Origin of the sequence: Xanthobacter sediminis (assembly GCF_043195015.1) — a bacterium.
Lineage (GTDB): Bacteria > Pseudomonadota > Alphaproteobacteria > Rhizobiales > Xanthobacteraceae > Xanthobacter.
In genome coordinates this window covers 26,507-53,005 of sequence record NZ_JBAFWH010000022.1, presented here as the reverse complement: position 1 = coordinate 53,005, position 26,499 = coordinate 26,507, and the positions used below count along the sequence as shown (strand labels likewise).

At 66.0% G+C, this 26,499-nt stretch carries 21 protein-coding genes, 1 tRNA gene and 1 CRISPR repeat array; of the genes, 10 read left to right on the top strand and 12 right to left on the bottom strand.

The annotated features are described in order from the left end of the window. The first annotated feature begins 215 nt into the window (after positions 1–215). The 5 genes from V5F61_RS19345 to V5F61_RS19325 all read left to right on the top strand — a co-directional run bounded on the left by V5F61_RS19345 (position 216) and on the right by V5F61_RS19325 (position 3,981). Positions 216–1,313: a helix-turn-helix domain-containing protein gene (locus V5F61_RS19345; RefSeq protein WP_394104070.1), complete on the top strand. Its 1,098-nt coding sequence runs from the start codon at positions 216–218 to the stop codon at positions 1,311–1,313. A gap of 278 nt (positions 1,314–1,591) precedes the next feature. Further along, positions 1,592–2,560: a M23 family metallopeptidase gene (locus V5F61_RS19340; RefSeq protein WP_393990158.1), complete on the top strand. Its 969-nt coding sequence runs from the start codon at positions 1,592–1,594 to the stop codon at positions 2,558–2,560. 135 nt (positions 2,561–2,695) lie between these two features. Next, a complete protein-coding gene (locus V5F61_RS19335; RefSeq protein WP_393990159.1) occupies positions 2,696–3,268 on the top strand; it encodes a recombinase family protein in 573 nt (190 codons plus the stop codon). Between the two features lie 72 nt (positions 3,269–3,340). Next, positions 3,341–3,667, top strand: coding sequence for a type II toxin-antitoxin system RelE/ParE family toxin (locus V5F61_RS19330; RefSeq protein ID WP_393990160.1), 327 nt, complete (start codon positions 3,341–3,343; stop codon positions 3,665–3,667). Further along, positions 3,667–3,981, top strand: coding sequence for a helix-turn-helix domain-containing transcriptional regulator (locus V5F61_RS19325; protein ID WP_393990161.1), 315 nt, complete (start codon positions 3,667–3,669; stop codon positions 3,979–3,981). The genes V5F61_RS19330 and V5F61_RS19325 overlap by 1 nt, the downstream gene beginning before the upstream one ends. A gap of 376 nt (positions 3,982–4,357) precedes the next feature. On the opposite strand, the gene V5F61_RS19320 is transcribed toward V5F61_RS19325, so the two are convergent. The 6 genes from V5F61_RS19320 to V5F61_RS19295 form a co-directional block, all read right to left on the bottom strand. Beyond that, positions 4,358–5,158: a DUF2726 domain-containing protein gene (locus V5F61_RS19320; RefSeq protein WP_393990162.1), complete on the bottom strand. Its 801-nt coding sequence runs from the start codon at positions 5,156–5,158 to the stop codon at positions 4,358–4,360. Positions 5,159–5,162: 4 nt separating this feature from the next. Beyond that, positions 5,163–5,387, bottom strand: a complete 225-nt coding sequence (locus tag V5F61_RS19315) for a hypothetical protein (protein WP_393990163.1) — start codon at positions 5,385–5,387, stop codon at positions 5,163–5,165. A 47-nt stretch (positions 5,388–5,434) separates the two neighbouring features. Then, on the bottom strand, positions 5,435–5,674 hold the full coding sequence (locus tag V5F61_RS19310) for a hypothetical protein (protein ID WP_393990164.1): 240 nt from the start codon (positions 5,672–5,674) through the stop codon (positions 5,435–5,437). A gap of 632 nt (positions 5,675–6,306) precedes the next feature. Continuing rightward, a complete protein-coding gene (locus tag V5F61_RS19305; protein WP_393990165.1) occupies positions 6,307–8,418 on the bottom strand; it encodes a DotA/TraY family protein in 2,112 nt (703 codons plus the stop codon). A gap of 15 nt (positions 8,419–8,433) precedes the next feature. Next, the gene (locus V5F61_RS19300) at positions 8,434–9,549 is read right to left on the bottom strand and encodes a type IV secretory system conjugative DNA transfer family protein (RefSeq protein ID WP_394104069.1); all 1,116 of its coding nucleotides are present in this window, start codon (positions 9,547–9,549) and stop codon (positions 8,434–8,436) included. A gap of 293 nt (positions 9,550–9,842) precedes the next feature. Next, a complete protein-coding gene (locus tag V5F61_RS19295; protein ID WP_393990166.1) occupies positions 9,843–10,229 on the bottom strand; it encodes a hypothetical protein in 387 nt (128 codons plus the stop codon). Positions 10,230–10,416: 187 nt separating this feature from the next. On the opposite strand from V5F61_RS19295, the gene traA reads away from it, so the two are divergent. The 4 genes from traA (at position 10,417) to V5F61_RS19275 (ending at position 15,444) form a co-directional block, all read left to right on the top strand. Continuing rightward, on the top strand, positions 10,417–13,434 hold the full coding sequence (gene traA, locus V5F61_RS19290) for a Ti-type conjugative transfer relaxase TraA (protein ID WP_393990167.1): 3,018 nt from the start codon (positions 10,417–10,419) through the stop codon (positions 13,432–13,434). Between the two features lie 160 nt (positions 13,435–13,594). Continuing rightward, positions 13,595–13,870, top strand: coding sequence for a helix-turn-helix transcriptional regulator (locus tag V5F61_RS19285; protein ID WP_393990168.1), 276 nt, complete (start codon positions 13,595–13,597; stop codon positions 13,868–13,870). A gap of 267 nt (positions 13,871–14,137) precedes the next feature. Further along, positions 14,138–14,344, top strand: coding sequence for a hypothetical protein (locus V5F61_RS19280; protein WP_393990169.1), 207 nt, complete (start codon positions 14,138–14,140; stop codon positions 14,342–14,344). Then, positions 14,341–15,444: a tyrosine-type recombinase/integrase gene (locus V5F61_RS19275; protein ID WP_393990170.1), complete on the top strand. Its 1,104-nt coding sequence runs from the start codon at positions 14,341–14,343 to the stop codon at positions 15,442–15,444. The genes V5F61_RS19280 and V5F61_RS19275 overlap by 4 nt, the downstream gene beginning before the upstream one ends. Positions 15,445–15,454: 10 nt before the next feature. Here the strand turns inward: V5F61_RS19275 and V5F61_RS19270 are convergent. The 3 genes from V5F61_RS19270 to V5F61_RS19260 form a co-directional block, all read right to left on the bottom strand. Further along, positions 15,455–15,544 (bottom strand) — tRNA-Ser (locus V5F61_RS19270). Between the two features lie 636 nt (positions 15,545–16,180). Next, a complete protein-coding gene (dapD, locus tag V5F61_RS19265; protein ID WP_393990171.1) occupies positions 16,181–17,029 on the bottom strand; it encodes a 2,3,4,5-tetrahydropyridine-2,6-dicarboxylate N-succinyltransferase in 849 nt (282 codons plus the stop codon). Positions 17,030–17,097: 68 nt separating this feature from the next. Beyond that, on the bottom strand, positions 17,098–18,723 hold the full coding sequence (locus tag V5F61_RS19260; RefSeq protein WP_393990172.1) for a peptide chain release factor 3: 1,626 nt from the start codon (positions 18,721–18,723) through the stop codon (positions 17,098–17,100). 140 nt (positions 18,724–18,863) lie between these two features. On the opposite strand from V5F61_RS19260, the gene V5F61_RS19255 reads away from it, so the two are divergent. Beyond that, complete coding sequence (locus V5F61_RS19255; protein WP_393990173.1) at positions 18,864–19,190, top strand: hypothetical protein; 327 nt, start codon at positions 18,864–18,866, stop codon at positions 19,188–19,190. Positions 19,191–19,452: 262 nt separating this feature from the next. Next, positions 19,453–21,955: direct repeats of the CRISPR family, unit length 32 nt; unit sequence GTCGCCCCCCGTGCGGGGGCGTGGATCGAAAC. 239 nt (positions 21,956–22,194) lie between these two features. On the opposite strand, the gene fdxA is transcribed toward V5F61_RS19255, so the two are convergent. The 3 genes from fdxA to V5F61_RS19240 form a co-directional block, all read right to left on the bottom strand. Beyond that, a complete protein-coding gene (fdxA, locus tag V5F61_RS19250; protein ID WP_393990174.1) occupies positions 22,195–22,530 on the bottom strand; it encodes a ferredoxin FdxA in 336 nt (111 codons plus the stop codon). An 81-nt stretch (positions 22,531–22,611) separates the two neighbouring features. Beyond that, positions 22,612–22,893: an RNA-binding S4 domain-containing protein gene (locus tag V5F61_RS19245; RefSeq protein ID WP_393990194.1), complete on the bottom strand. Its 282-nt coding sequence runs from the start codon at positions 22,891–22,893 to the stop codon at positions 22,612–22,614. A gap of 108 nt (positions 22,894–23,001) precedes the next feature. Next, positions 23,002–26,283, bottom strand: a complete 3,282-nt coding sequence (locus tag V5F61_RS19240) for a helicase-related protein (protein ID WP_393990175.1) — start codon at positions 26,281–26,283, stop codon at positions 23,002–23,004. Between the last annotated feature and the right edge of the window lie 216 nt (positions 26,284–26,499).

The following is a 26,499-nucleotide window of genomic DNA, read 5'->3' as shown; positions in this document are numbered from 1 at the left end:
GACGAGTCCTGAGCCTAGGGCAGACTTTTTTGTGAGCGCCAACTTCTCTTAATCATCAGCCACATAAGGCAGATAAATTGGCGGAGAGAGAGGGACTGCGGAAATCGCCGTTTCTCAATGACTTAAGGTGTCTGCCCCGGCAATCGGCTGCCATTGATCCAGAAAGCAAATTCCCAGGTCTGTCTAACCACATCAAGTTAGGTCAGCGCTACCAAATGAAGAAGCCGTCATGCGTGCCAGCGCATGACGGCTCCATGAATAGCAGCGGGGATAGGAAAGCCGCTCGGCAATTTGAATATCACGAGACGCCACGTGCGTCCAGAACGGCTCCGGCTGGGGCTGGCCCCCAGCCGGAAGACGCTCGGGCTCGAAGCAACTTCGCCGGCGACAAGTTCGCTTGGCTGGAGACAATCGCGCTCGATCACCGGCTACCGTCGACAGCGACCAAGGTGGCAGTTGCGCTTGGGAGGTATTTAAATTGGGCAACGCGGGCTGCACACCCCTCTGTTTCCACCCTGGCCGGCCTGTTGAACCTCAGCGAGAACTCGGTGCGAGCCGCGCTCCGCGCGCTCTCCGCAGCCGGCCATCTTGTTATCGAGGTTGGAGGGGGGCGCGGCCGCGCAAACCTGTATCGGATGGTGACGCCCACGATCGCCGAGGGGCCGCGAAAAGGGTGCAGTGAGGCGGAGGGTTTGGGCGACGCCAAGCCAGAAACCCTGCAAGTTCCTGTTTCAAAAGGGTTCAGCCGGCTGCACCCGAACAATTGTGTTGAACAATCAAATCTCTCTGGATTTGCGCAGTCCGAAATTCAGATCCAAAGGGCGGACGATGGGTTTGAGAGGTTCTGGACGGCTTTCCCGAAGCACGAAGGACGCACCTCCGCGGCGTCAGAATATCGCCGGGCCGTTCGAACGGGAACCGATCCCACCCTCCTACTAGCTGGGGCTCGTCACTACGCAAATACCTGCTCCGGGCGGCCCCAGCAGTATGTGGCCCGGGCGGCGAATTGGCTGGCTCGTGGCGACTGGGAAGAATATCCGCTCTCCGCGCCTCACGTAGCGGTTCAGGCGCCGCCGGTATCGGATGAGGTCCGACGGGCCGTCGACGAGGCCCGACGGCAGGGTGCACGCCGCGACCAGTGGGTCTTTGTCCCGGCCGAGTCGCCTGCATGGTCCGCGTGGCGGCGCGCGTTTCGGCACGCAGGCGCCGCCCTGGCGGCTCCCCGCGCCATTTTCACGATGCTTCCGGACAACTCGACCGTGAGGCGCCAGGGTGCCTATTTTCCTACCCTATTTCCGCCGGAGCTTCCGTAACCAGGGGGTATCTGAATGACGACTGGTCCTCGAGATCACCGTTTTCTGTTCGCGAACAAGGTCCGTTCTGCACGCCGCGCGCGGCGCCTTACTCAGGCTCAGCTTGCGGACTTGGCCGGTCTGAGCCGGCAGACCGTCTGCGCGTGCGAGACTCGCGGTTCGAACTGCCGCGAGACGCGAAGACGACTGGCCGCTGTTCTTCTTATTGATGGCGCAGGCGCGCGAAATTCTTGATTTCCGCGCGGCTTTCAATGGCTTGTTCAGAAAGGACTTTTTACGTGCGAAAATTTGTTGCGAAACTGCTCGTCCTCACCGCCGGCTTGCTCGCCCTCGCCGGCGGCGCGCCGGCGGTGAGGGCCGCGGCCTGCCTCGTGCATCGAACCCACTCCACCGCGGGCGAGCGTGTCATCAGTCCCTATGGCGTAGACCGCACAGGCCGAGCCTCGGCGGGCTGGCACCAGGGGCTCGATATCGTCAATTCCGCCGGGAGAGGCGATCCAATCCTCTCGGGGACGGCGGGGCATGTGTCGTACGCACATCAGGCGCACGGCGCCGGCGAGTACATCACGGTCAATGCTGGTGACATGAAGTGGATCTACATGCACATGCAGCAGGCCCGCCAGGACCTGGCGGGTAAGAACGTGCAGCCCGGTGAGCAGATCGGGCAGATGGGCTGCACCGGAATGGGCGAGTGCCGCCCCCACCTCCACCTGGGTGCACTACTGCGGGGCGATGCGCTCAAGGCGGCTGGAGCTGGTGGTCGGGTTTGGCGCGAGGGGTCCGGCAAGAGCCTCGGGAATAGCCCGCTGACGGCGGACGCCATCAAATCGGCGATGCCGTCGACATGGTACCTCGTCAACCCCGAGCCATATCTGGATCATCAGATTCCGATGGACGGCAGTGACGGTGCCGCCGCCGTCTATGGCCCGCAGCTCGGTGGATGGCGCTCTTCCACCTTGCCGCGCACATGCTCACCCGATCAGACGGTGACCGAGAATCCGCGGCTCGCGAGCACCACGGGAACGGGGGCGGCCTCGGCGGCCGTAGACAGCCTCGCCAGCAATGCCGGCGGAAACGAGGGCGCTGCTGCCACTGCGGCGGGTCAGGACCGGCACGGGCTCATGGTTGACTTCGCGAAGCTCGTGGCTGCCGACCTCGCCGCGACAACCGCTCAACAGGATCTGGATGCGCGTGGCGCCGCAGACAGTGCGCTTGCGCACATGCTGCTGGTCGAGGTCGAGCGATGAGTCCCAGTGGCCCCTAAAATCCAGCGAGACGAGACGTCCGAAAAGCCGGAATGGACTCTATCGGACGCCCTCCACACCGTCTCGCAGGGGAGGTGTTCAGTGGGACCCGCCAGGCGGGCAGTGGGACAGGGGAGAATGACGATGCTGGTGGGATATGCGCGGGTGAGCACGGACGGGCAGGACGCGGGCTTCCAGAGCCAGCTTGACGACCTCAGGGAGGCCGGCTGTACTCAGTTGTTTCAGGAGCATGTCAGCGCCGTCGCCGCCCTCCGCCCGGAGCTCCAGAAAACACTGGGATTCCTCCGCGAGGGCGACATCCTGGTGGTGACCAAGCTGGACCGCCTCGCCCGGTCGGTGCAGCACCTGTGGTCCATCGTGGAGGCCCTCGACGCCAAGGGCGTGGGGCTGGTCATCCTGAACCTGGGCGGGGAGAAGCTGAACACGTCGTCCGCCTCGGGGCGGCTCATGCTCTCCGTCTTCGGCGCCGTGGCCGCCTTCGAGCGGGAGCTTCTCCTTGAACGGCAGCGGGCGGGGATCGAGAAGGCCAAGGCCGAGGGCAAGTACCGGGGCAGGAAGCCGACCGCCAGGGCCAAGGCCGACGAGGTGCGACGGCTGAAGGGCGAGGGCGTGAGCTCCACAGACATCGCCCGACGCCTCGGGATTGGCCGGGCGAGCGTCTATCGGGTACTTCAGATTCCGGGCCACTGACCATGCTCGTGATCCGAAGCACGCGTTTATGGATGCTTGATCACATGGATGGTAACAGATATGGTACTATCGATGAAAATCGTCGAGTACGTAAACACCGCTGGGGAAAGCCCATTCGCAGCTTGGTTTAGCTCACTCGATTTTCAGGCGGCGGCCAAGGTGGCCGTCGCTCTTGCACGCATCGAGATTGGCAACCTGTCCAACGCCAAGCCCGTTGGCGCCGGTGTCCTCGAATACCGGATTGATTGGGGACCAGGTTACCGGATCTATTTCGGGCGGCAGGGCGACGAACTGGTGATCTTGCTGGCGGGCGGCACGAAACGCCGACAGAAACAAGACATCGCGCAATCCCTGGACCGGTGGCAGGACTATAAACAGCGAAAAAAGGAGAGCCGGTGATGTCCCTTACTCGCGACTTCAAGGAAACCATAAAGGCGCGCGCGGACGCAGAGGCCGGATTTCGCGCCGCGCTGCTCTCGGAAGCCGTTGAACTTCTCCTTAATGGCGAGGTTGACGTCGGGAAACTGGTCATCCGCGACTACATCAACGCGACCGTCGGCTTCGATGAGCTGGCCGAAGGCGTTGGCAAGCCGCCCAAGAGCCTCATGCGCATGTTCAGCGTCAAGGGCAATCCGACAGCGGATAACCTGTTCGCTGTTCTGCGGCACCTCCAGAAGACCACGGGCGTCCATCTCGCGGTCGCCACGAAGTAACAGTTTCGCAGGCTTAGCATCTCCGCCAAGGCGGCCGGGCTGTCGGCTCCGCCCGAGCCCGCAAGCGGTCTCGGCCCTTCGGGCTTCCATCCCTGATGCAGACATCACCGGCCGCAGACGCGGCCGCGCGGGGAGGACGGGGCGCCGCCCCATCCCTCCCCCGCAAGGGGCAAGCCCTTGCCCCCCACCCTTCCCCGCCCTCGCCGGCGGGAACCTCGAGGGATGCCGGTGGCATCCCCTTTTTCAAAAATGGGGAAACTGGGAGCCATCTTCATCTTGCCCCACCTTCGAAGCTCCCGACAATTGCGTGCCGAAAATTGGCATTGATTGGATATAGAAACGGCAAGCCCGGTCAGTCTGACGCATGCGCCTGAGGTCATTGGTGGTCAACCGCTGGAATTGCTGGTCTTCCAGTGTAGCCATTTTGCGAATGACTACCGCAGTTGCGACGCAATGCCCCAACGATCATTATCGATCTCTCTTCGTCGCTAGTGTAATGGTGGATTTCTAGCAGCTCAATTTCCGCAAGCCGCAGTGCTTCTTTTTTGACCGCATCCCTACCTGCGGCGGTCCCATGAAGATGGTGCCCGCTTCCCTGGAACTCCACGACGAAGGCCGGGTTCCCTATCGCATCGATCACCAAGAAATCGACCCTTTTAGCGAAAAAACTCCTAAACGCTTCCTTGTCTTGATGGCTAGTGCAGATGAACGCACTCATCCCCACCTCGGCCAGAACTCGGCAGCGCGGCGCCTCTTTTTTGATCGCCCGCTCGATTTGAACTAACACGCGGTAAGCACTTTTATTGATCGGCGTCTTTTTTGTTATATTAGACCTACGCAATGCCGATAACTGGCCGTCAATTGCGGTAGGCCTATAATCATTTTTATGTGAAATATTTTTGTCAGCATTACATGCATCAACGTTGTTTTTATAATCAACGCACTCTGATGTAGTAATTGCAGCGCAATATCGTTTCATGATTTGTTTTTTGTAGATAAAAGCACACGCCGCTGCTACAAGAGCAACGCAGCCGGCGATGAGCCACCCCCAAATACCTGCCATTATTCCCCCCCCCGCTGATTGGATGCGATCTTCCTGGTGATCACGTTCAAATCCGATTTCCAGCTGAGCGGCAAGAATAAAGAGGCCTGCGCAAAAGCAGGCCTCTTTATTCATGTAACTAGCAGCCGGCGTACTGAAGATGAAGATATACGCCAGCCTTCGGGCGCGGGTTCAGCCCGACCGCAGCAAGTACACCGACCAGCGCGCCGTTTTCGACTGCGGACATACCTATGATCGCGGCCAAATTTTCTTTTCCGACGAAATCTCGGATGCCGCTCGCGCGGATCTTTTCAGCCGCCGCGTAGGCCGCAGCCTTTCGCTCATCCAGATCCAGATCGCTCATCTTCCATTCCTTCTGTAACTATAAGGTTTCAGTTTTTTCACGCTTCGTCACGCGACTTCCAGGCGGCCGAGGCGTCGGTCCAGCGCCTCTTCAGCTGCACCCTGTGCCGCAACTTGCGTCTCCACGACGCAGCCGCGAGCAAATGCAGGATTATCACAAGTCGAAAGCAAAAAACTCCACCCACTCTCGGCCGGAAACACCTGCATCAAAACCACCTGCTCTCGGTCATAGACCCATCTAAAACTATGTATGTCAGGCACGCTTACCGTCCACTCACTCTGGTCCATCCCAACCTCCTGTAGCCCTTGTTTTTTTTGCGATTAGCCCTGTGTTCGACCCCCAGCGGGGACGAACAAAAAATCAACGAGGACGCCCTGCGTCCCGACCCCTCCTCGAGGCCGGCGTGCGGAGCGTAGGTCAAGGCTGCCGCGCACCGCCGAAGGCGGCGGGCCGCAGGCCCGGCCTTTACCTACGCTGCGCGCGCTGGCATCTGCTCCGCGGAGACGGGTGCCGCCCCGCGCCGTCCTGCCGCCACGCCCCAGCGCACATCATCGCGAGCATCCGGATGACCGCGACCCCCGCCATAACCGCAAAATAGATGCAGCCAATAAAAACCGAGAACAGAAACCCGACCAGCGGCATTAAAGCCCCCTCGTGGCGCGCTTCAATAATGAATATATCCGCAATATTTCGGAAAATGCAAGCATAAATGCAGTCAAAATTATGATTGCAGGCGGAGATAGAGCGCACCAGATCGTCGTAATAGTCGCGTATACGAAAAATGTTAACGTCGGAATCATGATTAAAATTGTAAATGTAGCGGCTATGGAGTCGTCATGTACCCCGTAATACATAATGGGAAGGAGCACGAGAACGACGTAGGCCGCTCCCACGATCACGAGCCATCTATGGCGGCCGATCATGTGCCGTGACCCACGCGGCGCAGGCCCGCACCAATGTGCCCGCCGGCAGCGAGCGCTTTCCGGCTGGCCTCGCCGAGTATGGCCCGGCCGGCGAACGCGCCAGCAAGCGCGGCCGCCATTTCACTCCCGCGCGCATCGGCCCGGGTGCCGACGAACGTCAGCACCGCACCTGGCAGTTCGATGATGAGTGCGCTACTGCGCACCACCACCACGACCGCGGCCACGACGTAGAACAACACCGCGGCGAGCCCGAGAAGGGCGCTCCCAGCTGGCCCTCCATCCAGCGGCATCATCGCGGCGAACACCGAGGATGCAGTTGTGTTGAGCAAGAGGATCCCGGCACTCGCGGCGAGCAAGCTGATGACCAGGCCGGAGACGATGAGCGCCGGGCGCAGGAGAAGGTCCAGGGCCACCGAAAGTCCGGCCTCGCCGCCGGCGAAAAGCGCCGCGCCTCGGCTCGGTGCGATGAGGCGCACGGCCAGCAGCGCGGCGGCGAACAGGCTCTCCACCAAGGTGAGCAGCCAGCCCAGAACCGCGGCGAAAAAATAAACAATGGGCAGGAGGGGCAGCAGCCCGCCGAGCACGAATCCCGCGAGCGCCAGCGCCCATCCGAGATCTGTCAGCCAGCCGCCGGCGCCGGCTGCGGCGACACGGGTGATAGGGAGCCAATCCAGCGCGGTGCCTGCGACCGCTGCCCCGCCGCCGGCGTATGCGAGGGCGGCTCCGGTCTTGGCCAGCGCGGCGAACGGGTCGAGAAAGCTGCCCTCGGCCCCGGAGATCTGAACCGCTGTCAGCAGCTTGCGGAGGCCCGTCGCGACCATGCCCGCGCTTTCGTTCACCGCAAGTGTCGAGCCGGACCCGGCCGTGGACCCGACCGGATTAGCGCGCTGGTAGTCGTATACAAATCCAGCAACGTTTTTAAGGTGCATTTCGTCGCGCCGGTATTTATCTGTCAGAGTTGTGAATGTCGAAATGGTGGCCGGGCCCTGCGGAATCTGGAAGACGTATCGATTGATGCTCTCCGGAAACTGGTATGCAATGGTCACGCCGCGGCTCAGCATCTGGGATTGCGTATGGATATTCATCATTGCGCGTTGCCACGCTGGCGCCATCGCCCAGCCCAATTCCAAGGAGTTGTTGAGTGCCTCTTTCGCAAGTCCGCTCATGTCGCCGCTGGCGAACCCGGCGGCGACTCCGGACCGGTAAGCGGCCGCCGCGTCCTTCACCGCCGCGTCGATCCTGCTCTTGATCGCAGCGTCGCCCAGCCCGCTGGACCGCATGTCTCGCGCGAGGTTCAGAGTGATCTGGTCGATGGTGCGGAACGCCGCAGCCATCCCTGCACCGACCGACTTCTCCGCGAGGGCCTCAAACTTGCTGTACGTTCCCCCTTCAACCGCCGCCGAGTCCGCCGCTGCTGCGCTCAGGGTGTAGGTCACTGATCCGCATAAGCTATTGCTAGCGCGGAAAAAGTCGCTTCCGGTGAAGCCTAGGCCGCGCATCGGCGCGGACGTGAACCAGCCTTGCCCGCTGGTCGAAATCGCCGTCGAGGAGATTGCCTCTGCCGGCCCACCAAGCATTGCACCCAGCTCATTGAGGTTTAACGCACATAGCCACCCCGCGGTCCGCGCATAAACGGCCGTGGCGAACTGACCGCGCTGCTCCGCATCTATCTCCACCGTCGGAATCGCAGTCTGCGTGTAGCCGCCGCGCTGGATCAATGTAGCGGCGCGATTCCACACAGTGTCGCCGAGCCCCGCCCCCCAAATCGCGAGTTGAATGACGAGGATCTGCGCCAGAGAGAAGCCGGCCGACACCGGGAGCAGGAGGATCGCGCCCACGCCAATCCGCGCCGCCGAATAGGACCATGCCTCATCGCGGCCGGCGTGGCCGGTGCGCGCCGTGTCGACGATCATCTTGTACAGTGAATAAGTGGCAATTCCGCTGGCCACGACAGCCAGGGCTATGTTCATCGTCCCCACCACGGAGGCGACCAAGCCTGCGTCTGCACACTCTCCCGTCTGCCTGACCACCTCGACGGTGCAGCCGATCACGCGGCGAGCGAGCGCAAGGCCGAGGTCTGCGTCCGCAGGGCGAAACAGCTCGTTCATGATGTGCTCCGTTGCTCATTGTGGCCGAGGCCTCGGAACCGTTTGTCCGAAAACCATCGTATTTTCCGCGCTCTCACCGGCCTTGCACCGCGCGTGAAGATGATTGAGAGGCCGCGCAGCGCGCGCTTCGCCGCCGGCGGTGCGCACTGTGATCGTCTGGTTTCCGAGCATCTTCGAGACCGCGTCGGCGGTCGTGTGGTCACCGACGTCGAAGACCTGAAAAACTGCAGCGTTGCTGATCAGACTTTCTGAACGCTCGCGATATATCGCGCGGGCCTGCGCCAAGTCCTGGAAGAACAGCCAGGCCTGCAGGCCGTACCCGCTCATGACCGCCATCGCCGTCTCAATCGCGGGCAGGCGGCCAAGCGCGGCGCACTCGTCCACGATCAGCAGCGTGGGACCCAACGGGCCGGGCAGAGGTGAGCGCGCGAATGCGACCACCACGCTCGCCACCATCAGGCGAAGCCAACGTGCGAACGCGCTGAGCCGGTCCGGCGGGATGACGATGAAGACGGTCCCGACCCGTTCCTTGAGCTCCTCGAAACGAAAATCATTCGTCGCCATTGAGCGCGTGACCGCTGCCGAATCGAGCCACTCCGTCTGGCGCGCAACCGTGCTCAAAACGGACGCGGCCTCCCGCTGATCGCGGGCGAGCTGCTGACTGGCAACGCGTGCAACGCTGCCGCCGCCGACCGAACTCGCGGCCATTTCCTCCAGCAGCGTGCGGAATGCGTTCTCGCTGAGGCCTACGTACGAGCGAACGGTCCCGAGGTGCTGGTCCGCCGGGGACTCGACGGCGCTGCAATGCATGATGAGCGCCCGCAGAAGCGTTCGCGCCGTGCTGTTGAAGTGCTCGCTGGCGCCGTCGCCGCCGCCCGGTGCGTCGGGCGCACAGATCGCGTCCGCGAGTGTCATCGCGTCTTCGACGAATGTCGAGCTGTCCGCGGCGAGCACGGCGAGCGGATTAAAGCTCGACGACGAGGAGCCACCCGCAGCTAAAAATGGATCGACCACCCAGACGGGGCCGAACTCAGCCCGCCGCGACGCCGCCGCGCGGGCGGCCTCGCCCTTCGGATCGATGACGATGCACGAGCGGCGCATGTCCAGGAGCGTCGGGATGATCAGTCCCACGCCCTTGCCGCTCCGGGAGGGCGCTGCGCAGAGCAACGGCGCGTCTCCTCCGTACCGCAAGACGCGCCCTTTTTCGTCGCAACCGACCACTGGGCCACTGGCAGCGTACAAAGAGGTGACATCGCTGCGCCTCGCCCACCCCGCTGAACCGTGGGACCGAGGGGTCGGCCGGTAGAGCAAGGCGAATACGACCGCGCCGAGCGCGAGCATACCCGCCATCGCCAAGGCGATGCCGGTGGCGATCAGAAGGGCCGGCGGCAGCCCTCCGACGCTGAGGAGCAGCGGAGGCGACATCATGCTTCGCCGAAGGTGCCGCTGGTGCTGCCAGCAGCACCAGCGGCACCTTCATCGCTTTCCTCCGGTGGAGGGTTTTCAACCACCTTGCGCGGGCGGCCGCGCCCGCGCTGCGCTGGCGGTGCATCGTCCGGGTGCGGGAGACGCGAGACGAGCTCCCGGTCCGCCGACCGGCCAAAAAAGTCGAGCCGACGTTGCAGGTAGGAGCGCAGCCATCCTTCGTCGCCGCTCGACGTAGCGAGGTCATGCAGAATCACTGACCCGACGAGGATTTTTCTCCGCGTTTGCCTCGCCCGCTCTTCCTTGGCGGCGCGGGCGAGACATGCGTCCGCCTGAGCCCGCAGCTGTGCCGCCCGCAACCGCAACGCGTCAGCCTCAGTTTCCATGGGTCAAACCCCTGTCGTGAATGTTCCTCTTGATTTTCGCACTGCATTTTTTGCAGTCAATCGACGAATAACCGGCTGCAACCAATCGCAACGAACGCGATCTATATTCAATTCAGATCCGCTGTTATCATGTTCACCGAAGGGCGCACTTTCGACTTGCGTTGCAAGGCAGTGCGAAGAGCTGCGGATGGCGATTTATCATCTATCCACGACCTCTTTGTCGCGATCCGCGGGCCGCTCGGCGGTCGCCGCGGCGGCTTATCGCGCGGGCGTCCGCCTGGTGAACGGGCGCGACGGCGTTACCCACGACTACACCCGCCGGTCTGGCGTCACGCACGCGGAGATCGTGCTACCTGCCGGTGTCGATGCTCGGTGGGCACAGGACCGGCAGCTTTTGTGGGATGCGGCCGAGGAAGCCGAGCGCCGGAAGGACGCCCGGGTAGCGCGCGAAGTGGTGGTGGCGCTTCCCGCCGAGCTGAGGGCCGACGAGCGGCTCGCGTTGACCCGTGAACTGGCTGCCCACCTCGTGGCGCGCTATGGCGTCGTGGTGGATTTTGCCATCCACGCGCCTGGTGCAGACGGAGACCAGCGCAATTTCCACGCGCACCTCCTGGCGACTACCCGGGTGCTCCGCCCCGAAGGCCTGGGCTCAAAGTCGGATTTCGAACTGAGCGACCGAGCCCTGCGGGCTGCCGGAAAACTCGTAGCGGCGGACCAGGTCCTGGCCCTTCGTGAAGAATGGGAGCTGCTTGCCAACCACGCTCTCGCCCGCGCCGGCCACGAGGTCACGTTGGAAGCCCGCTCCCATGCCGCGCGGGGCATCGAACTCGAGCCGACCGAGCACATGGGTGTCCATGCGACGCAGATGGAGCGGCAAGGCAAGACGCCGGACCGCCGGCGGATCGATCATGAGGCTGCTGCGCGTAACGCCGAGCTCATCCGCCAAAAGCCAGAGCAGGTGCTCGGAGTGATTACCGCCGAGAAGGCGGTGTTCGACCGGCGGGATATCGCTCGCGCTCTCAACCGCTATGTCGAGGACCCCCAGGACTTCCAGAACGCGCTGGCGGCGGCGATGTCGTCGCCGGCCCTGGTCGAGCTTCAGGCCGAGCGGTCCGATCCGCGGACGGGACAGGTGACACCCGCTCGCTACACCACCTCGGAGATGATCTGCATCGAGAAAAACATGGCGGCCGCTGCCGCCTCTATGCATGAAGCGCGTCGCCATGGCGTCGCCGAACATCACGTCGCGCGCGCGGTCGCGCTTCAGAATGCAGCGATCCAGCGAGAGGCGCGCGATCCGACCGCAGGCCTCTCGCAGGAGCAGGTCCGGGCCGTCGAGCACATCACGGGGCCGGCGGCCATCGCAGCCGTTGTCGGCTTCGCCGGCGCGGGAAAATCAACCATGCTCAATGCCGGGCGCGCCGCCTGGGAGGCGGCTGGCTATGGGGTTTGCGGCGCAGCCCTCGCGGGCCAGGCGGCCGATAACCTGCAGGAAACCGCCGGCATCCCTGCGCGGACGCTGGCCAGCTGGGAGAGGTCATGGGCCGCGGGCCGCGACCTGCCCGGGCGGGCTGATATCTTTGTCATCGATGAGGCGGGAATGGTCTCCACCCGCCAGTTGGCGCGCGTCCTCTCCGTGCTGGACAAAGCCGGAGCCAAAGCGGTCTTGGCCGGCGACCACGAGCAGTTGCAATCGATCGGCGCAGGTGCAGCGTTTCGCGCCCTGATCGAGCAAGTGGGCCATGTGACCCTCGCTGACGTGCGCCGCCAACGTGTCGACTGGCAGCGGCAAGCTACCGTCGATCTGGCGACCCACCGAACCGCTCAAGCACTCGCTGCCTATCACGACCGGGGCCACGTGCACTTCGCCCCGGTCCACGAGGACGCCCGCGCCGCTTTGGTGCGTGACTATCTGGCCGACCTCGACGCTCGGCCGGACGCCTCACGAGTGGCGATGGCGCACGCGCGCAGGGACGTGCATGCGATCAACTCGGACCTCCGCGCCGCCCTCCGCGCGCGGGGCGGACTCGCCGGCGAGCTGCCCTTCGCGACCAGGGACGGATCTCGCAACTTCGCCCCCGGCGACCGGCTGATCTTCCTGCAAAACAATGCCGGGATGAAGGTGAAGAACGGAACTCTCGGTTCTATCCTGGAGGTCAACGCTGGCCGCATTGTTGTGCGCCTGGACCGCGGTGAGACGATTGCGGTCGACACCGCAAAATATCAGGCATTAGACCACGGCTATGCCGCGACTATCCATAAAAAGCAAGGCGCGACTGCCGACCGCGCCTTCGTGCTCGCCTCGAAAAGCTTCGACCGCCACCTCACCTATGTGTCCATGACGCGTCACCGCGCTGAGGTGAATCTCTATGCAGGATCTGACGAATTACCGGCTCTGCAGGCCCTCACCCGGCGCCTATCCCGATCGGGCGTGAAGGAGAATGCCGTCGACTATGCGCGCGACTTCGGCGAGCGCCGCGGACTCAGTATCAGCGACGCACTCGGCGTCCATAGCGAAATCTCTCTCCCGCGAACCGAGGCGCCGCCGCCGGCGCAGTCGCACCGACGGCCCCTGGTGCCAGCCGCCGAGCCGCCGGCTGAACCCCTGGCGGCCTACCGGGCTCGGCGCCAACGCGAGTTGTTCGCCGCAAAGCTCGCGACTTGGCGCGAGAAGGCGGCGGCCGCCGGCGTCTGGCGGCGCCCCGACGTCGTGGAGAAACTCGCTGATGCCATCGCCCTCGCGGACGTCGACGGCCGCCGTAGCCTCGCGGACGCGATCCGACGGACGCCGGAGAGGTTCGGAGAGATGGCGGGGGCTCGCCGCCTGATGCGCGGCGATGACGACGCCCGCAAGGCAGCGGCCCGCAACGCGCCCGCTCTCGCTGACCTGGATCAGGTCGAGCGCCAGGTCACCGCCGAAGTCACACATGAGGACCGAGCCCGCTCCCGCCGCTCGATCGAGATCCCGGCGCCCGCCCCCGAGCACGTTGCCGAGTGGCAACGTGGCAACGTCTCACCGGCCGCCGCCGCGGCGGCGGCGGAACTGGCGGTCGCAGCCCGTCGTCGCTGGCCCGGAGGCACCGAGCATGCAGCGGACCTTCCTGTGGAGGCGGCCGCGCTCATCAAGCTCGCCAGCGATGTCGACCGGCGGCAACGCTTGGCGCTCACCCGCGCTCGCGAACGAGACGTCGGCCTCTCTTATTGAGCGCGCAGCAGCGATTTCCCCTGACAGGTGAGGCACTTAATTTTTCTACTTTCGATACTATTTAAATTCATCTGAAAAATCATGCGCTTCAGCAGTTGACGCATGCCGCGACAACTGCAACCATTTGCAACAAACGGCGACCTTGACTTCGAGACAACAAATGACACAACGCTGGCCTCGTTTTCCGAACGACAAGCAATTGACACTGAAGGAGCTCTGCGATCATCTCTGTGTTCACCGAACGACGGTGTATAGGTGGAGGAAAAATGGCAAACTTCATATTCATAAATACATAAATAGAAAATCTTATGTCTTTCTCTGGAAAGACGTCAAAAAAGTTCTTGGAAGCGACGACGGATGCATACGGCTTGATTATGGATTTGCTCTATCGCGCTGCGTGATTATTATCTATGGATTTCTGAAAATCGTCGGCTGATATCCGCTCCTGGAGTCGCTGGCACTGGCAGCGGCTCCACCACTTTCGACACTTTCGAAAGCATAAAAACTAAAGTCGTGTTCTGTGGCCCGGCGCGAGCGCGCCCGTCAAAAAAATGAGGTGGCGGGGCCGTCTTGTCTCGGAAAATGGCTTGACATTTCGCATCTTCCTAATGCAGCATTTTCACGTTGCGCCTGCGGTTTCATAAGAGGATTGGGCAGTTTGCGCAGCGCTGAGCTTCGATTCGCTCTGTGCTGGGGGCTGCTGATGGCGCGTTCGACGAGTTGCACGCAGGCACAAATTACCAAGCTGCTGAAAGCTGTGCTCGCCGCCGGCGTCGAGCTTCATCAGATCGCCGCCGTCAAATTGACCCGCGACGGGGCCATCCTGATTTTCGGCCAGCATCAAGAGCCTGACTCTCTCGTTACTGAAGCCGCTGGCAACGAAAACGAGTGGGACGAGGTGCTGAAGTGACCCGCCGGCTTCCCAAATACGTGTCAGAGTTTGCCGATCGGCACGGCAAGATGCGCGTGCGATTCCGGCAGAAGGGTCGGCAGGATCATTATTTTCAATCCGCGCCGTGGACGGACGAGTTCATGCGCGAATATCAGGCGTGCCTGGCCGGCGAGACTGCACCACCGGTTCGACCCGGCATCGACCGCTCCAAAGATGGCTCCGTGAATGCTCTCATCGCCGCCTACTATGGCTCCCCCGAGTTCAAAGGGCTCGCAGCGAGCACTCAGGCCACCTATCGCGGGATCATCGAGCGTTTTCGGGTGAAACACGGCGACAAGCGCGTCGCGACGGTAGAGCGCCAGCATATCAAATCAATCATCGGCGCCATGCACGAGACGCCGGCCGCGGCGAACAATCTGCTCGACCGACTCAAAAGCCTGTTCACGCTGGCCGTCGATCTCGGCATGCGCCACGACGACCCGACCCTGCGCATGCGCGGCTACAGCTCAAGGACGGACGGGTTCCACACCTGGACGGAAGACGAAATCGCAGCGTTCGAGAGGCGGCACCCGATCGGCTCCCGGGCCCGCCTCGCACTCGCCCTCATGCTTTACACCGGCCAGCGCCGCTCCGACGCGGTGACCATGGGCTGGCAGCATGTCTCTGGCAACAAGATCAAGGTTTGCCAGCAAAAAACCGCAGCGCGTCTCGATATCCCCATGCACCCCACGTTGGAAGCGGTGATGACCGGCACGCCTCGGGCAAACATGACCTTCCTCGTCACGGCGTTCGGCAAACCGTTCACCTCGGCGGGCTTTGGTAACTGGTTTCGAGAGCAATGCGACGCGGCGGGCCTCCCGCAGTGCTCGGCCCACGGGCTGCGAAAGGCCGCGGCGCGGCGCCTCGCGGAAGCAGGATGCAGCAATCAGCAGATCAAGGCCATCACGGGCCACAAAACGGATCAGGAGGTGTCACGCTACACCGCCGCAGCGAATCAAGTTCTGCTCGCAGAGCAGGCGATGGCTGCGGCTTACGGAATGGACGGAGAACAAAAACTGTCTAACCAGAGACGCGGGTTAGACAAAACCAACCCCAACCCATTGAAACGAAAGGGCTAGAACATGAAGGTGGCGGAGAGAGAGGGATTCGAACCCTCGATACGGTTTCCCGTATACACGCGTTCCAGGCGTGCGCCTTCAACCACTCGGCCACCTCTCCAGCCACGCGCGCGTTCGCGCACGTAGAATATTTGAGCAAGCTTACGTGCGGCGTAGCCGTTTTTGCCTGCTCCGCCATGGGCGCAAGGCCCGTGGCGCTGCCCGGTCGATCCCCTTGAAAACAAAGGAAGCGTGCAGCGTTGGTTGAGGCGCTGCGCCCTGGCGAGGTCGCGGAATATACAGGCTCGCTCGCATCGCGCAAGGGCCTCCAGCGCAAAGCTCGGCGCGCCATGCACAGGCTTGCACATTTTTCCAGGGGGCAGGCGCCCAAGCGCTGCGCGAACTACCCTGCAGCCGCATCAGGTGGGAGCGGGATCGCACAGGGCTCGCCCCCAGCGGGTGCACGGGAGCCTTGGCCGTTGCGCGGCTCTGGACCTTCACACGTCCGGCTTCATGGCTCGCCCCCTGGCGTGCTGGCATCGCCATGCTACTGGGGGGCGCACGGTCTTCTGCGGGGGCAGCGCGCTGGTGAGGAAAGCGCGAGCCCGCGCCATGGTGCGCTTTGGGACGCGTCTCCGGCCCCGCTCCGGTGCTCGGCCGCCATGCCGGCCTTGCCCCCTGTCAGGATTGCGCGGGATGCGGCGGGGACCCCGGAGAGCGGGACGGCGCGGGAGCCTGGGCCCCCGCACCTTCGCGTTCAGTCGCGCAGGAGGTCGTTGATGGAGGTCTTGGAGCGGGTCTGGGCGTCCACGCGCTTCACGATCACGGCGCAATAGAGCGACGGGCCCGGCTGCCCGTTTGGCAGCGGCTTGCCCGGCATGGAGCCCGGCACCACCACGGAATAGGCGGGCACCTCGCCCACGAAGATCTCACCCGTCTCCCGGTCCACAATCTTGGTGGAGGCGGAGATGAACACGCCCATGGAGAGCACCGAGCCGGTGCGCACCACCACGCCTTCCACCACCTCGGAGCGGGCGCCGATGAAGCAGTCGTCCTCGATGATGACGGGGCCGGCCTGCAGCGGCTCCAGCACGCCGCCGATGCCCACGCCGCCGGAGAGATGCACGTTCCTGCCGATCTGCGCGCAGGAGCCGACCGTGGCCCAGGTGTCCACCATGGTGCCTTCGCCCACGTGGGCGCCGAGGTTCACGAAGGAGGGCATCAGCACCACGTTGGGCGCGATGAAGGCCGAGCGGCGCACGATGGCGCCGGGCACCGCGCGGAAGCCGGCGGCGCGGAAGTCCCTTTCGCTCCAGGACAGGAACTTGGAGGGCACCTTGTCCCACCAATGGGCGCCGCCGGGGCCGCCGCCGATCTCCACCATGTCGTTGAGGCGGAAGGAGAGCAGCACCGCCTTCTTCAGCCACTGGTTCACCTGCCAGGAGCCGTCGGCCCTGCGCTCGGCCACGCGCGCCTTGCCCGAATCGAGCAGGTCGAGGGCGGCGTCCACCGCCTGGCGCACCTCGCCCATGGTGGAGAAGGAGACCTCGGTGCGCTTCTCGAAGGCGGCGTCGATGACGGATTCAAGCTGGGTCAGTTCGGACATGGGGTTTCCTCCGGAAAGGCGGACGAGCCGGGCGGCCCGGTTTGAAGGCGCGTGACACAGGGGCGGGCTCAGCCGCGCTCCTTCACCGCGACGAATTTCAGCTTCGGCCATTCCTCGATGGCGCGGTCCAGCACCCACTGGCTGCGGGCGAGGTAGACCGGCGCGTCGTCGCGGTCGCGGGCGGTGGAGGAGCGGTTGGCCTCCATGAAGCGGTCCACTTCGGCCCGCTCGCCGATGATCCAGCGGGCGGTGACGAAGGACACCGCCTCGTAGCGGATGGGCACGCCGTATTCCTTCTCCAGCCGCGCGGCCAGCACGTCGAGCTGGAGCGGGCCCACCACGCCGACGATGGGCGCGGGATCGGTGACGGGCTTGAGCACCTGCACCACGCCTTCCTCGGCCATGTCCTGCAGCGCCTTCAGGAGCTGCTTGGCCTTCATGGGGTCGGCCAGCAGCACCCGGCGCAGGATTTCCGGCGCGAAATCCGGCAGGCCTTCGAAGCGGATGGTCTCGCCTTCGGAGAGGGTGTCGCCCACCCGCAGCATGCCGTGGTTGGGAATGCCGATGATGTCGCCGGCCACCGCCTCGTCCACCGTCTCGCGCTCCTGGGCGAAGAAGAAGATGGGGTTGGCGATGGCCATCTGCCGCTTCTCGCGAGCATTGTAGAGCTTCATGCCGCGCTTGAAGCGGCCGGAGCACAGGCGCACGAAGGCCACCCGGTCGCGGTGGTTCGGGTCCATGTTGGCCTGCACCTTGAAGACGAAGCCGGAGACCACATCCTCCTGCGGCGCCACGGTGCGGTCGCCGGCGGCGGCGCGGGGCAGGGGGCTCGGCCCCACGGCGCCCAGGCCCTCCAGCAGCTCGGCCACCCCCGCCTCCTTCAGCGCGCTGCCGAAGAACACGGGAGACAGATGCCCCTCGCGGAAAGCGGCGAGATCGAACGGCGGCAGCACGCCCAGCGCCAGGGTCAGGCTCTCGATGGATTCGATGAGGATGCGCTCCTCCACGCCGTCGAGGCCGATGAGGTCCTCCGGCGCGTTGAACGGCACCTCGCGCACCAGGGGGCCGCCGCGCTCGGTGGCGAGCAGCGCCTTCTTGCCGTGGATGTCGATGAGCCCGCGGAAATCCACGCCGAGGCCGATGGGCCAGGTGAGAGGGGTCAGGTCCAGCGCCAGGGTGGAGGAGACCTCGTCCATCAGCGCGATGGGGTCGAGCCCCTCGCGGTCCACCTTGTTCACGAAGGTGAAGATGGGGATGTCGCGCAGGCGGCAGACCTCGAACAGCTTGCGGGTCTGGCTCTCGATGCCCTTGGCGACGTCAATCACCATGACCGCCGCGTCCACGGCAGAGAGGGTGCGGTAGGTGTCTTCCGAGAAGTCCGAGTGGCCGGGCGTGTCGAGCAGGTTGAAGACGATGCCGTCCTTCTCGAACGTCATCACCGACGAGGTCACGGAGATGCCGCGCTGCTGCTCGATCTCCATCCAGTCCGAGCGTGTGCGCCGGCGCTCGCCGCGCGCCTTCACGTGGCCGGCCATGCGGATGGCGCCCGAGGCGAGCAGGAGCTTTTCCGTCAGCGTGGTCTTGCCCGCGTCCGGATGGGAGATGATGGCGAAGGTGCGCCTGCGGGCATAATCGGGCAGGGCGCCTGGCTTCGCGCCCGCGTGCGCCGCGCCGTGGTCTGGGGTCTCGAGCATGGCGGCTATATAGTGCGAAACCGCGCGCCGATAAACGGCCAACGCAGGGGGGCAAGGGTATGGCACGGGGAATTGCACAGGGGGCGGCGCTTGTGGTTGCGGCATGGCTCGCGCTCGGTGGCGGGCCGGCGGCGGCGCTCATGCCGCCCTATGTTTATGAGAATGCCCGGCGCGATGCCGCCTCCGTGGTCGTGCTTCGGGTGCGGACGGTGACCACGCCCGCCGGCGGCTATGGCGCCTGCCGGGTGAGCGGCGTGGTGCGGAAGGTGGAACGCGGCACCCTGCGGCCGGGCCAGGCCCTCATGTTCGATGTGCCCTGCGCGAAGCCAGGCGCCCAGCCGCCGCTCGGCGGAACCATGTACCAGCCGGTGGCGGCCCTGGTGCGCGCGCCCTACGGCCGCGCGTGGCTCGATGCCGGCGGGCATGTGGTGCTCTCGCAATACGAGCGGCTCCAGCAGCTCCCCTGAGGCGGGGGCGACGATCGGCCGGGGCCGGGCCGAGAGGCGACGGGCCGGCAAAGGCGCCGGGGCCGGCCCCCATCGCCCGGCCCCGTGCGAACCGCAAGCACACGCGCTTTCGCCGGGAGGTTCGCACCCGCGCTAAGCGCTTGATTTCACGCAATGCCGGCAGTGCATCACCCGCCGCCACCACCGGCTCTCCCCCGTCGCCGCCCCGGTTCGCGCTGAGCACGCGATTCCCCTTTCCCCATGAATGCGTTATGGCGAAGCAGTCGCCCCCCGTGCGGGGGCGTGGATCGAAACGGTCGGCCTTGCGGATGCCGCGCACGCGAGCATGTCGCCCCCCGTGCGGGGGCGTGGATCGAAACTCCAGCGCGAAATCGAGCATGTCGTACATGTCGGTCGCCCCCCGTGCGGGGGCGTGGATCGAAACTTTGGTCGTGCGGCAACGGTGGACTTCACGGGGGTCGCCCCCCGTGCGGGGGCGTGGATCGAAACGACCGTGGCGGTGCGGTAGGGCCATATGTCGAAGTCGCCCCCCGTGCGGGGGCGTGGATCGAAACCGCCGCTGGCATGGTCGTGCGGCTGCGGCGGCGCCGTCGCCCCCCGTGCGGGGGCGTGGATCGAAACCGCCTGAATTGCAGGCTTTGCCAACATCTTAGACGCGTCGCCCCCCGTGCGGGGGCGTGGATCGAAACCTCAAGAAGGGCTCGCACGTCTTTGTGGAGGGCCGGTCGCCCCCCGTGCGGGGGCGTGGATCGAAACGGCTTGCCCCGGCCCTGCACAGCAACGGCCATGGGTCGCCCCCCGTGCGGGGGCGTGGATCGAAACGAGATGGCTGGGGGGGAGGTGCGAACTGCCGTCTCGTCGCCCCCCGTGCGGGGGCGTGGATCGAAACGCTCTGGCGGCAATCCTGTTCGCGGTGCCGCCTCTCGTCGCCCCCCGTGCGGGGGCGTGGATCGAAACCCCGGTAGACGTGCGGCGCCTCACCCTCTCTCGCATGTCGCCCCCCGTGCGGGGGCGTGGATCGAAACGACGTGCAGCCGGGCGAAGTACCGCTGGGCTCCCGTCGCCCCCCGTGCGGGGGCGTGGATCGAAACTGGAGCACCTACCCCCACAAGGTGGGCAAGCAGGGTCGCCCCCCGTGCGGGGGCGTGGATCGAAACGCGGCCGTGGCGGCCTCAGGCGCATACAGCGACCGTCGCCCCCCGTGCGGGGGCGTGGATCGAAACCTGTGCCTGATGGCGCCGCGCGGGTCGGCGATCCGTCGCCCCCCGTGCGGGGGCGTGGATCGAAACCGGGCCGGCCTGGCGCTGGCCTTGCGCTCTCGGGTCGCCCCCCGTGCGGGGGCGTGGATCGAAACATGTTTCGTTCTTATCATCGATGGCGCGCCGGAGTCGTCGCCCCCCGTGCGGGGGCGTGGATCGAAACAGTCTCCGGCCTCTGCCAGCATCGGCGACGGGGCCGTCGCCCCCCGTGCGGGGGCGTGGATCGAAACCGCATCCGGTGCCTGAATTCGCTGGTGGCCCAGACTGTCGCCCCCCGTGCGGGGGCGTGGATCGAAACCCACAACGCCACCACGCCGACACTATCGCCCCGGTCGCCCCCCGTGCGGGGGCGTGGATCGAAACCAGGCCTATGCGGCGGCCTTCGACGTGGAGACGCGGTCGCCCCCCGTGCGGGGGCGTGGATCGAAACTTAAATACGGTTCCGGCGCCGGAAATTTTGAGCAAGGGTCGCCCCCCGTGCGGGGGCGTGGATCGAAACATCGCCGACCTCGGCGCCGAAGCGAAGGGCGTCGACCGTCGCCCCCCGTGCGGGGGCGTGGATCGAAACAGCGCGCGGCGGGTGGCCGAAACCGGCGGGGACGGGGTCGCCCCCCGTGCGGGGGCGTGGATCGAAACTCGTCACCTCCAGCCATGGCGCGCGAGAAGGTGTCAAGTCGCCCCCCGTGCGGGGGCGTGGATCGAAACATCTACGCCCGCCGCGTACCGGCGGACCTCTCCAGTCGCCCCCCGTGCGGGGGCGTGGATCGAAACGACGACGTGATGGAGCGCTATCGCGTCGGCCGCGGGTCGCCCCCCGTGCGGGGGCGTGGATCGAAACATCCAAGCTGGCTCGTGCATGAGCGTGCGCGGGCTAGTCGCCCCCCGTGCGGGGGCGTGGATCGAAACTTCGAGGCGGTCAGTCAGTGTAGGATAGGAGGCGGTCGCCCCCCGTGCGGGGGCGTGGATCGAAACGCGGTCAGTGGCCGGAATGGTATCCACATCCTCGGGTCGCCCCCCGTGCGGGGGCGTGGATCGAAACCCAGCCCCGGTGCGACCCATGACAAAAACGCGCTCGTCGCCCCCCGTGCGGGGGCGTGGATCGAAACATCCGGAGTTCGCCGGGGACACGCGCGACCAACGCGTCGCCCCCCGTGCGGGGGCGTGGATCGAAACAAGCCGAATATGTGCGGCGTCCAGCCGCTGAAAATTGTCGCCCCCCGTGCGGGGGCTTGGATCGAAACACGAGCGAGGGTGAAGTACCGTGAAGACAATTGAGGTCGCCCCCCGTGCGGGGGCGTGGATCGAAACCGCTTGATCTCAGGCGGCGCCTCGTCCGCCTGATGTCGCCCCCCGTGCGGGGGCGTGGATCGAAACTTTCGGGGCTTTGCGCACACGTTCGGGTTCACAGTCGCCCCCCGTGCGGGGGCGTGGATCGAAACGGCGTGGTCGTGGGCGCCGCGGGCGTGGGCAAGACGTCGCCCCCCGTGCGGGGGCGTGGATCGCGCAGAGGCTATGGATGTGGCGGGGCTATGGGACGGAGGCGAAGCGCGCGGCTTCGGAGCGGGGCGTGCGGAAGGGGCGTCGACAAGGCGCGTGGAAACGTGCGGACGGTGGGCACAGCCGTGCCCTGGCTTCGCAGTCTGCCGATATCGCGTTCGCCGTTCTCGTCAATGCGCGCACCCGCGCGGCCGAGGCAGAGTGCTCGGCCGGCGATAAGGCGCAGGGGGAGGGCGGTGGCGGAAGCGTCAGTCGCCGGTGCCGGGCTCGGGGGAGAACATGGGCTCCTTGCCGGGCTTGCCGTCCCATTCCTTCGCGTCGGGCAAAGCGTCGCGCCGGATGGTGATGTTCGGCCACGCCTGGGCGTATTCGGCGTTCAGCGCGGCCCACTTCTCCAGGCCCGGCTCCGAATCCGGCTTGATGGCCTCGGCCGGGCATTCCGGCTCGCACACGCCGCAGTCGATGCACTCGTCCGGGTGAATGACGAGCATGTTCGCGCCCTCGTAGAAGCAATCCACGGGGCACACGGCGACACAATCCGTATACTTGCAGCGGATGCAGTTCTCGGTGACGACGTAAGCCATGGCAGGTCCCTTTCGCGGCCTCGCGTAGCGCACCCGGTGAGGGGGCGCAAGCGCGTGCGCGCCGCGTCGATGTATTGCGCTTTAATTCTCTGTGATTTCATCGAAAAGCGCGGAAGCTGATGTAGCATCTCCGCGCCGTTCGGAAAAGCTCAGGACTCGCAGAACCCTGATGCGGGCATCGAGAGCGATGGTCAGGACCTGACCGGCCCGCACCGCCTGGGCGGGGGCGGTCACCCGCGTGCCATCGAGCCGCACATGGCCCGAGCGGATCAGCTCCGCGGCGTCCGCGCGGGTGCGCACCACCCGCGCGTGCCAGATCCAGCGGTCGAGCCGCTGGCGCCCCGGCGCATCGTCCGCGGTCATGTCCATGTCGCCGTCAGGGGCGCGGGCGGCATCGCCGCGCGCCTCTTCGGAAACCTGCCGTGACCGCGTCTTCCTCACGCGCGCCGAAGCTCCTTCTGGATCGCGGCGTCAGCCGCCCTTCTTGTCCGCCTCCAGGCGCGCCTTGAGGGCGGCGAGGGCGGCGAACGGGCTGTCCGGGTCCACCGGCTTGTCGCGGCGGCGCTCCTGGTGCGCGGGGCGATGCTCGGTGCGGGGCGCGCGATTTTCGTCACGCGGGCCGCGCTGCGGGCGATCCGCGCGGGGCGGGCGCGGCGCGCGCTCGGCATCGCCGCCCGTGGCTTCAGCCGCCGGCGATTCGGAGGGGCGGTCGAACCGGCGCTGGCCGGGGCCGCCTTCGCGGCGTTCGCCGCGGCGGTGGCCATCCTTGCGCTCGCCGTCCTTGCCGCCGAAACGCTGGCCGTCGCGCTGGCCTTCACGCTGGTGGCGCTCGCGGCGCGGCGCGCCCGGCGGACGGCCGGGACGCCACACCTCGATCATCTCGGGCTCGGCTGGGGCACCCTCCACGGCCTCGGCGCCGCCGGGGGCGGCGGGCGCCTCCACCTCGGCCGCGGTCTCGGCGGCGGTGGGATCGCCGCTGGCCTCCAGAGCCTCCACGGCGACCTCGGCCTCCACCGCCTCGTCGGTCGGCGCGGCCTCAAGGGCATCATCGGCCGGCACGGGGGTGTCCACGGGGGCGCTCTGCGCGGCGACGGCTTCTGCAGCCTCCGGCGCGCCGTCATCGAGGGCCGCGACCTCGGCCGCGACGATCTCGTCGTCAGCCGTCGGGACAGCCGGCGCATCGAACAGCAGGTCCGCCTCGATGGCGCCCTCGGGCGCGGGCGGAAGCTCGACGGGGGTGGCCTCCACCGGGGCGGCCTCTTCCTGCGGCGGGGCCGCGCGGCGCTCCATGCGGTAGCCGAGCGACTTCAGGATGGAGGAGAAATCCTCCCCCGAGCAGCCGGCGAGCGAGGTCATGCCCACGGTGACGGTGAAGCCGCGCCCGTCCACGGCGCCGGCGGGCTTGGGCCCGGGCGAGGCGGGGCGCCAGTCCAGCGCCGGGCGGATGAGGTCGGCGAGGCGCTCCAGGATGTCCACGCGCACCGCGCGCTCGCCGCACACGCGGAAGCCCACGGCGCGGTAGAGCCCCTTCTGGATCTCGTGATCCACGGGGATGGAGGTGCGCCCCGAGGCCGCCAGGTGCGGCAATTCGTCGAGGCCCTTCTGGGCGAGGCCGCCGTGCTTGAGCGCGAACAGCTCCAGCGCCAGCGCGCGGGGGGCGGGCTTCAGCAGCGCCGGCAGGTAGATGTGGTGGGCGCCGAATCGCACGCCGTAGCCGCGCAGGGTGGCGCGGGCGGTCTGGTCGAGGCTCTTCATGTCCTCGGCCACGCGGGCACGCTCCAGCACGCCGAGTGATTCGACGATCTGGAAGGCGATGCCGCGGGCGATGCCGGTGACATCCTCCGCCGCCTGGAGCTTCAGGAGCGCGCCGAGCAGCTTGTCCACATGGGCCGCGACCCAGAGCGTGACGCGGGCGTCCACCTGGTCGCGGGCGGGGCCGGTGAGGTGTTCATCGGCGATGATCTTGAAGCGGGGCTTCAGCACCTCCTCGCCGGGAATGAGCTTGGCCACCGCCTCGCCGGTCCAGCGGATAGTGCCGTCGTTGGTGAGAACGAAGGCCTCGTCCACGGCCTGGGCGAGCCGCGCCGCACGCGCCTCGATCTCGCCGGCCAGCGCCTGCTGGGCGGCGGAGCGCAGCGCCTTGGCCTCTTCCCCGCCGGCGGTGGGCTCCGCCTGGAACTGGAAGCCGTGGAGGTGGCCGATCACGTGTCCTTCGACGGTAACGTCGCCGGTCTTGCTGATTTCAGTTTCGAGCATCTTTTTCTCTCGCAGGCGCCGCATGAGCACGCTGGTCCGCCGATCCACGAAACGCTGAGCCAGCCTTTCGTGCAGCGCGTCGGAAAGCTTGTCTTCGACCCCTCTCGTGACGCCTTGCCAGTGCTCCGGATCCTTGAGCCAGTCGGGCCGGTTGGCAACGAAGGTGAGAGTCCTCACCTGCGCGATCCGGCTCGACAACGTGTCGATGTCGCCTTCTTGGCGATCGGTCAAGGCGATTTGACGCCGAAACCAGTCATCGGGGATGAAACCACCCCCTTCCACATGCCCGAAGAGGGTGGCGACCAGGTCCGCATGGGCGCCCGGAGACACCTTGCGATAGTCGGGAACCTGGCACACCTCCCACAGCCGTTCCACCTGCTGCGGGGAGGTCACACGCGCCGCCACCTCCATGTCCCGGCTCATGATTTCGAGCACGGCGACATCGTCGGCGGTGGGCGCGCGGGTCAATCCCTCCTCGCGCGGGGGCTGCGACAAAGAGGCCAGGAGCGCGCGGATGGAGGAGAAGTCCGGCAGGGAGTTGCGCCATTGCAACACCTTCGCGGTGTCGAATGCGTGCTCCTCCAGTTGCTCGACCAATTCCTCCTCGAACGGGGGACAACGCCCGGTGGTGCCGAACGAGCCGTCGCGCAGGGCGCGGCCGGCGCGGCCGGCGATCTGCGCCATCTCCGAGGGGTTGAGGCGGCGGAACTGCCAGCCGTCGAACTTCCGGTCGGCGGCGAAGGCCACGTGGTCCACGTCGAGGTTGAGGCCCATGCCGATGGCGTCGGTGGCCACCAGATAGTCCACGTCGCCGGACTGGTAGAGCTCGACCTGGGCATTGCGGGTGCGCGGCGAGAGCGCGCCCATCACCACGGCGGCCCCGCCGCGATGGCGGCGGATGAACTCGGCGATGGCGTAGACCTCTTCGGCCGAGAACGCGACGATGGCCGAGCGGCGCGGCAGGCGCGAGATCTTCCGCTCGCCCGCGAAGGTAAGGGTGGACAGGCGCGGGCGCATCATCACGTTGACGCCCGGCAGCAGCTTCTCGATCAGCGGGCGCATGGTGGCCGAGCCGAGCAGCAGCGTCTCGTGGCGGCCGCGCCGGTTCAGCAGGCGGTCGGTGAAGACGTGGCCGCGGTCGAGGTCGGTGGCGACCTGGATCTCGTCGATGGCCACGAAGGAGACGTCGAGGTCGCGCGGCATGGCCTCCACGGTGGAGACCCAGTAGCGCGGCGGCGAGCGGCGCGATCCCTTGGGCTTGATCTTCTCCTCGCCGGTGATGAGGGCCACCTGACTTGGCCCCACCTTCTCGACGACGCGCTGGTACACCTCGCGCGCCAGCAGGCGCAGCGGCAGGCCGATGATGCCGCTCTCGTGGCCGAGCATGCGCTCGATGGCGAGATGGGTCTTGCCGGTATTGGTGGGGCCGAGAACCGCGCTCACCCCCCGCGCCCTCACCATGCGCGGCAGTACGGCCCATTGGGTGATGTCGTCCATCGGTATCGTCGGCTCTCGTGTGGGGGCTTGTGTACCATATCGGGTCGCCGGGGCGAGGACGAAAGGTGTGGATGGCCTGTCGAGGAACGAAACGGCGACAAAGGGTGCGCGAATCGCGGCACGCCGCCGCGTCGCGTTTCGTTCGCCCGGCCTTGTGGCCGGCCGGCGGGCTGCGTAAATCTCACCGCAGGCTGCGGGCGGGAGCGTTCCGCCGCC

Coding starts and splice junctions, on each gene's coding strand:
- V5F61_RS19345 (WP_394104070.1), top strand. CDS start 216: ATGAAGAAGCCGTCATGCGTGCCAGCGCATGACGGCTCCATGAATAGC.
- V5F61_RS19335 (WP_393990159.1), top strand. CDS start 2,696: ATGACGATGCTGGTGGGATATGCGCGGGTGAGCACGGACGGGCAGGAC.
- V5F61_RS19330 (WP_393990160.1), top strand. CDS start 3,341: ATGAAAATCGTCGAGTACGTAAACACCGCTGGGGAAAGCCCATTCGCA.
- V5F61_RS19325 (WP_393990161.1), top strand. CDS start 3,667: ATGTCCCTTACTCGCGACTTCAAGGAAACCATAAAGGCGCGCGCGGAC.
- V5F61_RS19320 (WP_393990162.1), bottom strand. CDS start 5,158: ATGAATAAAGAGGCCTGCTTTTGCGCAGGCCTCTTTATTCTTGCCGCT.
- V5F61_RS19315 (WP_393990163.1), bottom strand. CDS start 5,387: ATGAGCGATCTGGATCTGGATGAGCGAAAGGCTGCGGCCTACGCGGCG.
- V5F61_RS19310 (WP_393990164.1), bottom strand. CDS start 5,674: ATGGACCAGAGTGAGTGGACGGTAAGCGTGCCTGACATACATAGTTTT.
- V5F61_RS19305 (WP_393990165.1), bottom strand. CDS start 8,418: ATGAACGAGCTGTTTCGCCCTGCGGACGCAGACCTCGGCCTTGCGCTC.
- V5F61_RS19295 (WP_393990166.1), bottom strand. CDS start 10,229: ATGGAAACTGAGGCTGACGCGTTGCGGTTGCGGGCGGCACAGCTGCGG.
- traA (WP_393990167.1), top strand. CDS start 10,417: ATGGCGATTTATCATCTATCCACGACCTCTTTGTCGCGATCCGCGGGC.
- V5F61_RS19285 (WP_393990168.1), top strand. CDS start 13,595: ATGACACAACGCTGGCCTCGTTTTCCGAACGACAAGCAATTGACACTG.
- V5F61_RS19280 (WP_393990169.1), top strand. CDS start 14,138: ATGGCGCGTTCGACGAGTTGCACGCAGGCACAAATTACCAAGCTGCTG.
- dapD (WP_393990171.1), bottom strand. CDS start 17,029: ATGTCCGAACTGACCCAGCTTGAATCCGTCATCGACGCCGCCTTCGAG.
- V5F61_RS19260 (WP_393990172.1), bottom strand. CDS start 18,723: ATGCTCGAGACCCCAGACCACGGCGCGGCGCACGCGGGCGCGAAGCCA.
- V5F61_RS19255 (WP_393990173.1), top strand. CDS start 18,864: ATGCCGCCCTATGTTTATGAGAATGCCCGGCGCGATGCCGCCTCCGTG.
- fdxA (WP_393990174.1), bottom strand. CDS start 22,530: ATGGCTTACGTCGTCACCGAGAACTGCATCCGCTGCAAGTATACGGAT.
- V5F61_RS19245 (WP_393990194.1), bottom strand. CDS start 22,893: ATGACCGCGGACGATGCGCCGGGGCGCCAGCGGCTCGACCGCTGGATC.
- V5F61_RS19240 (WP_393990175.1), bottom strand. CDS start 26,283: ATGGACGACATCACCCAATGGGCCGTACTGCCGCGCATGGTGAGGGCG.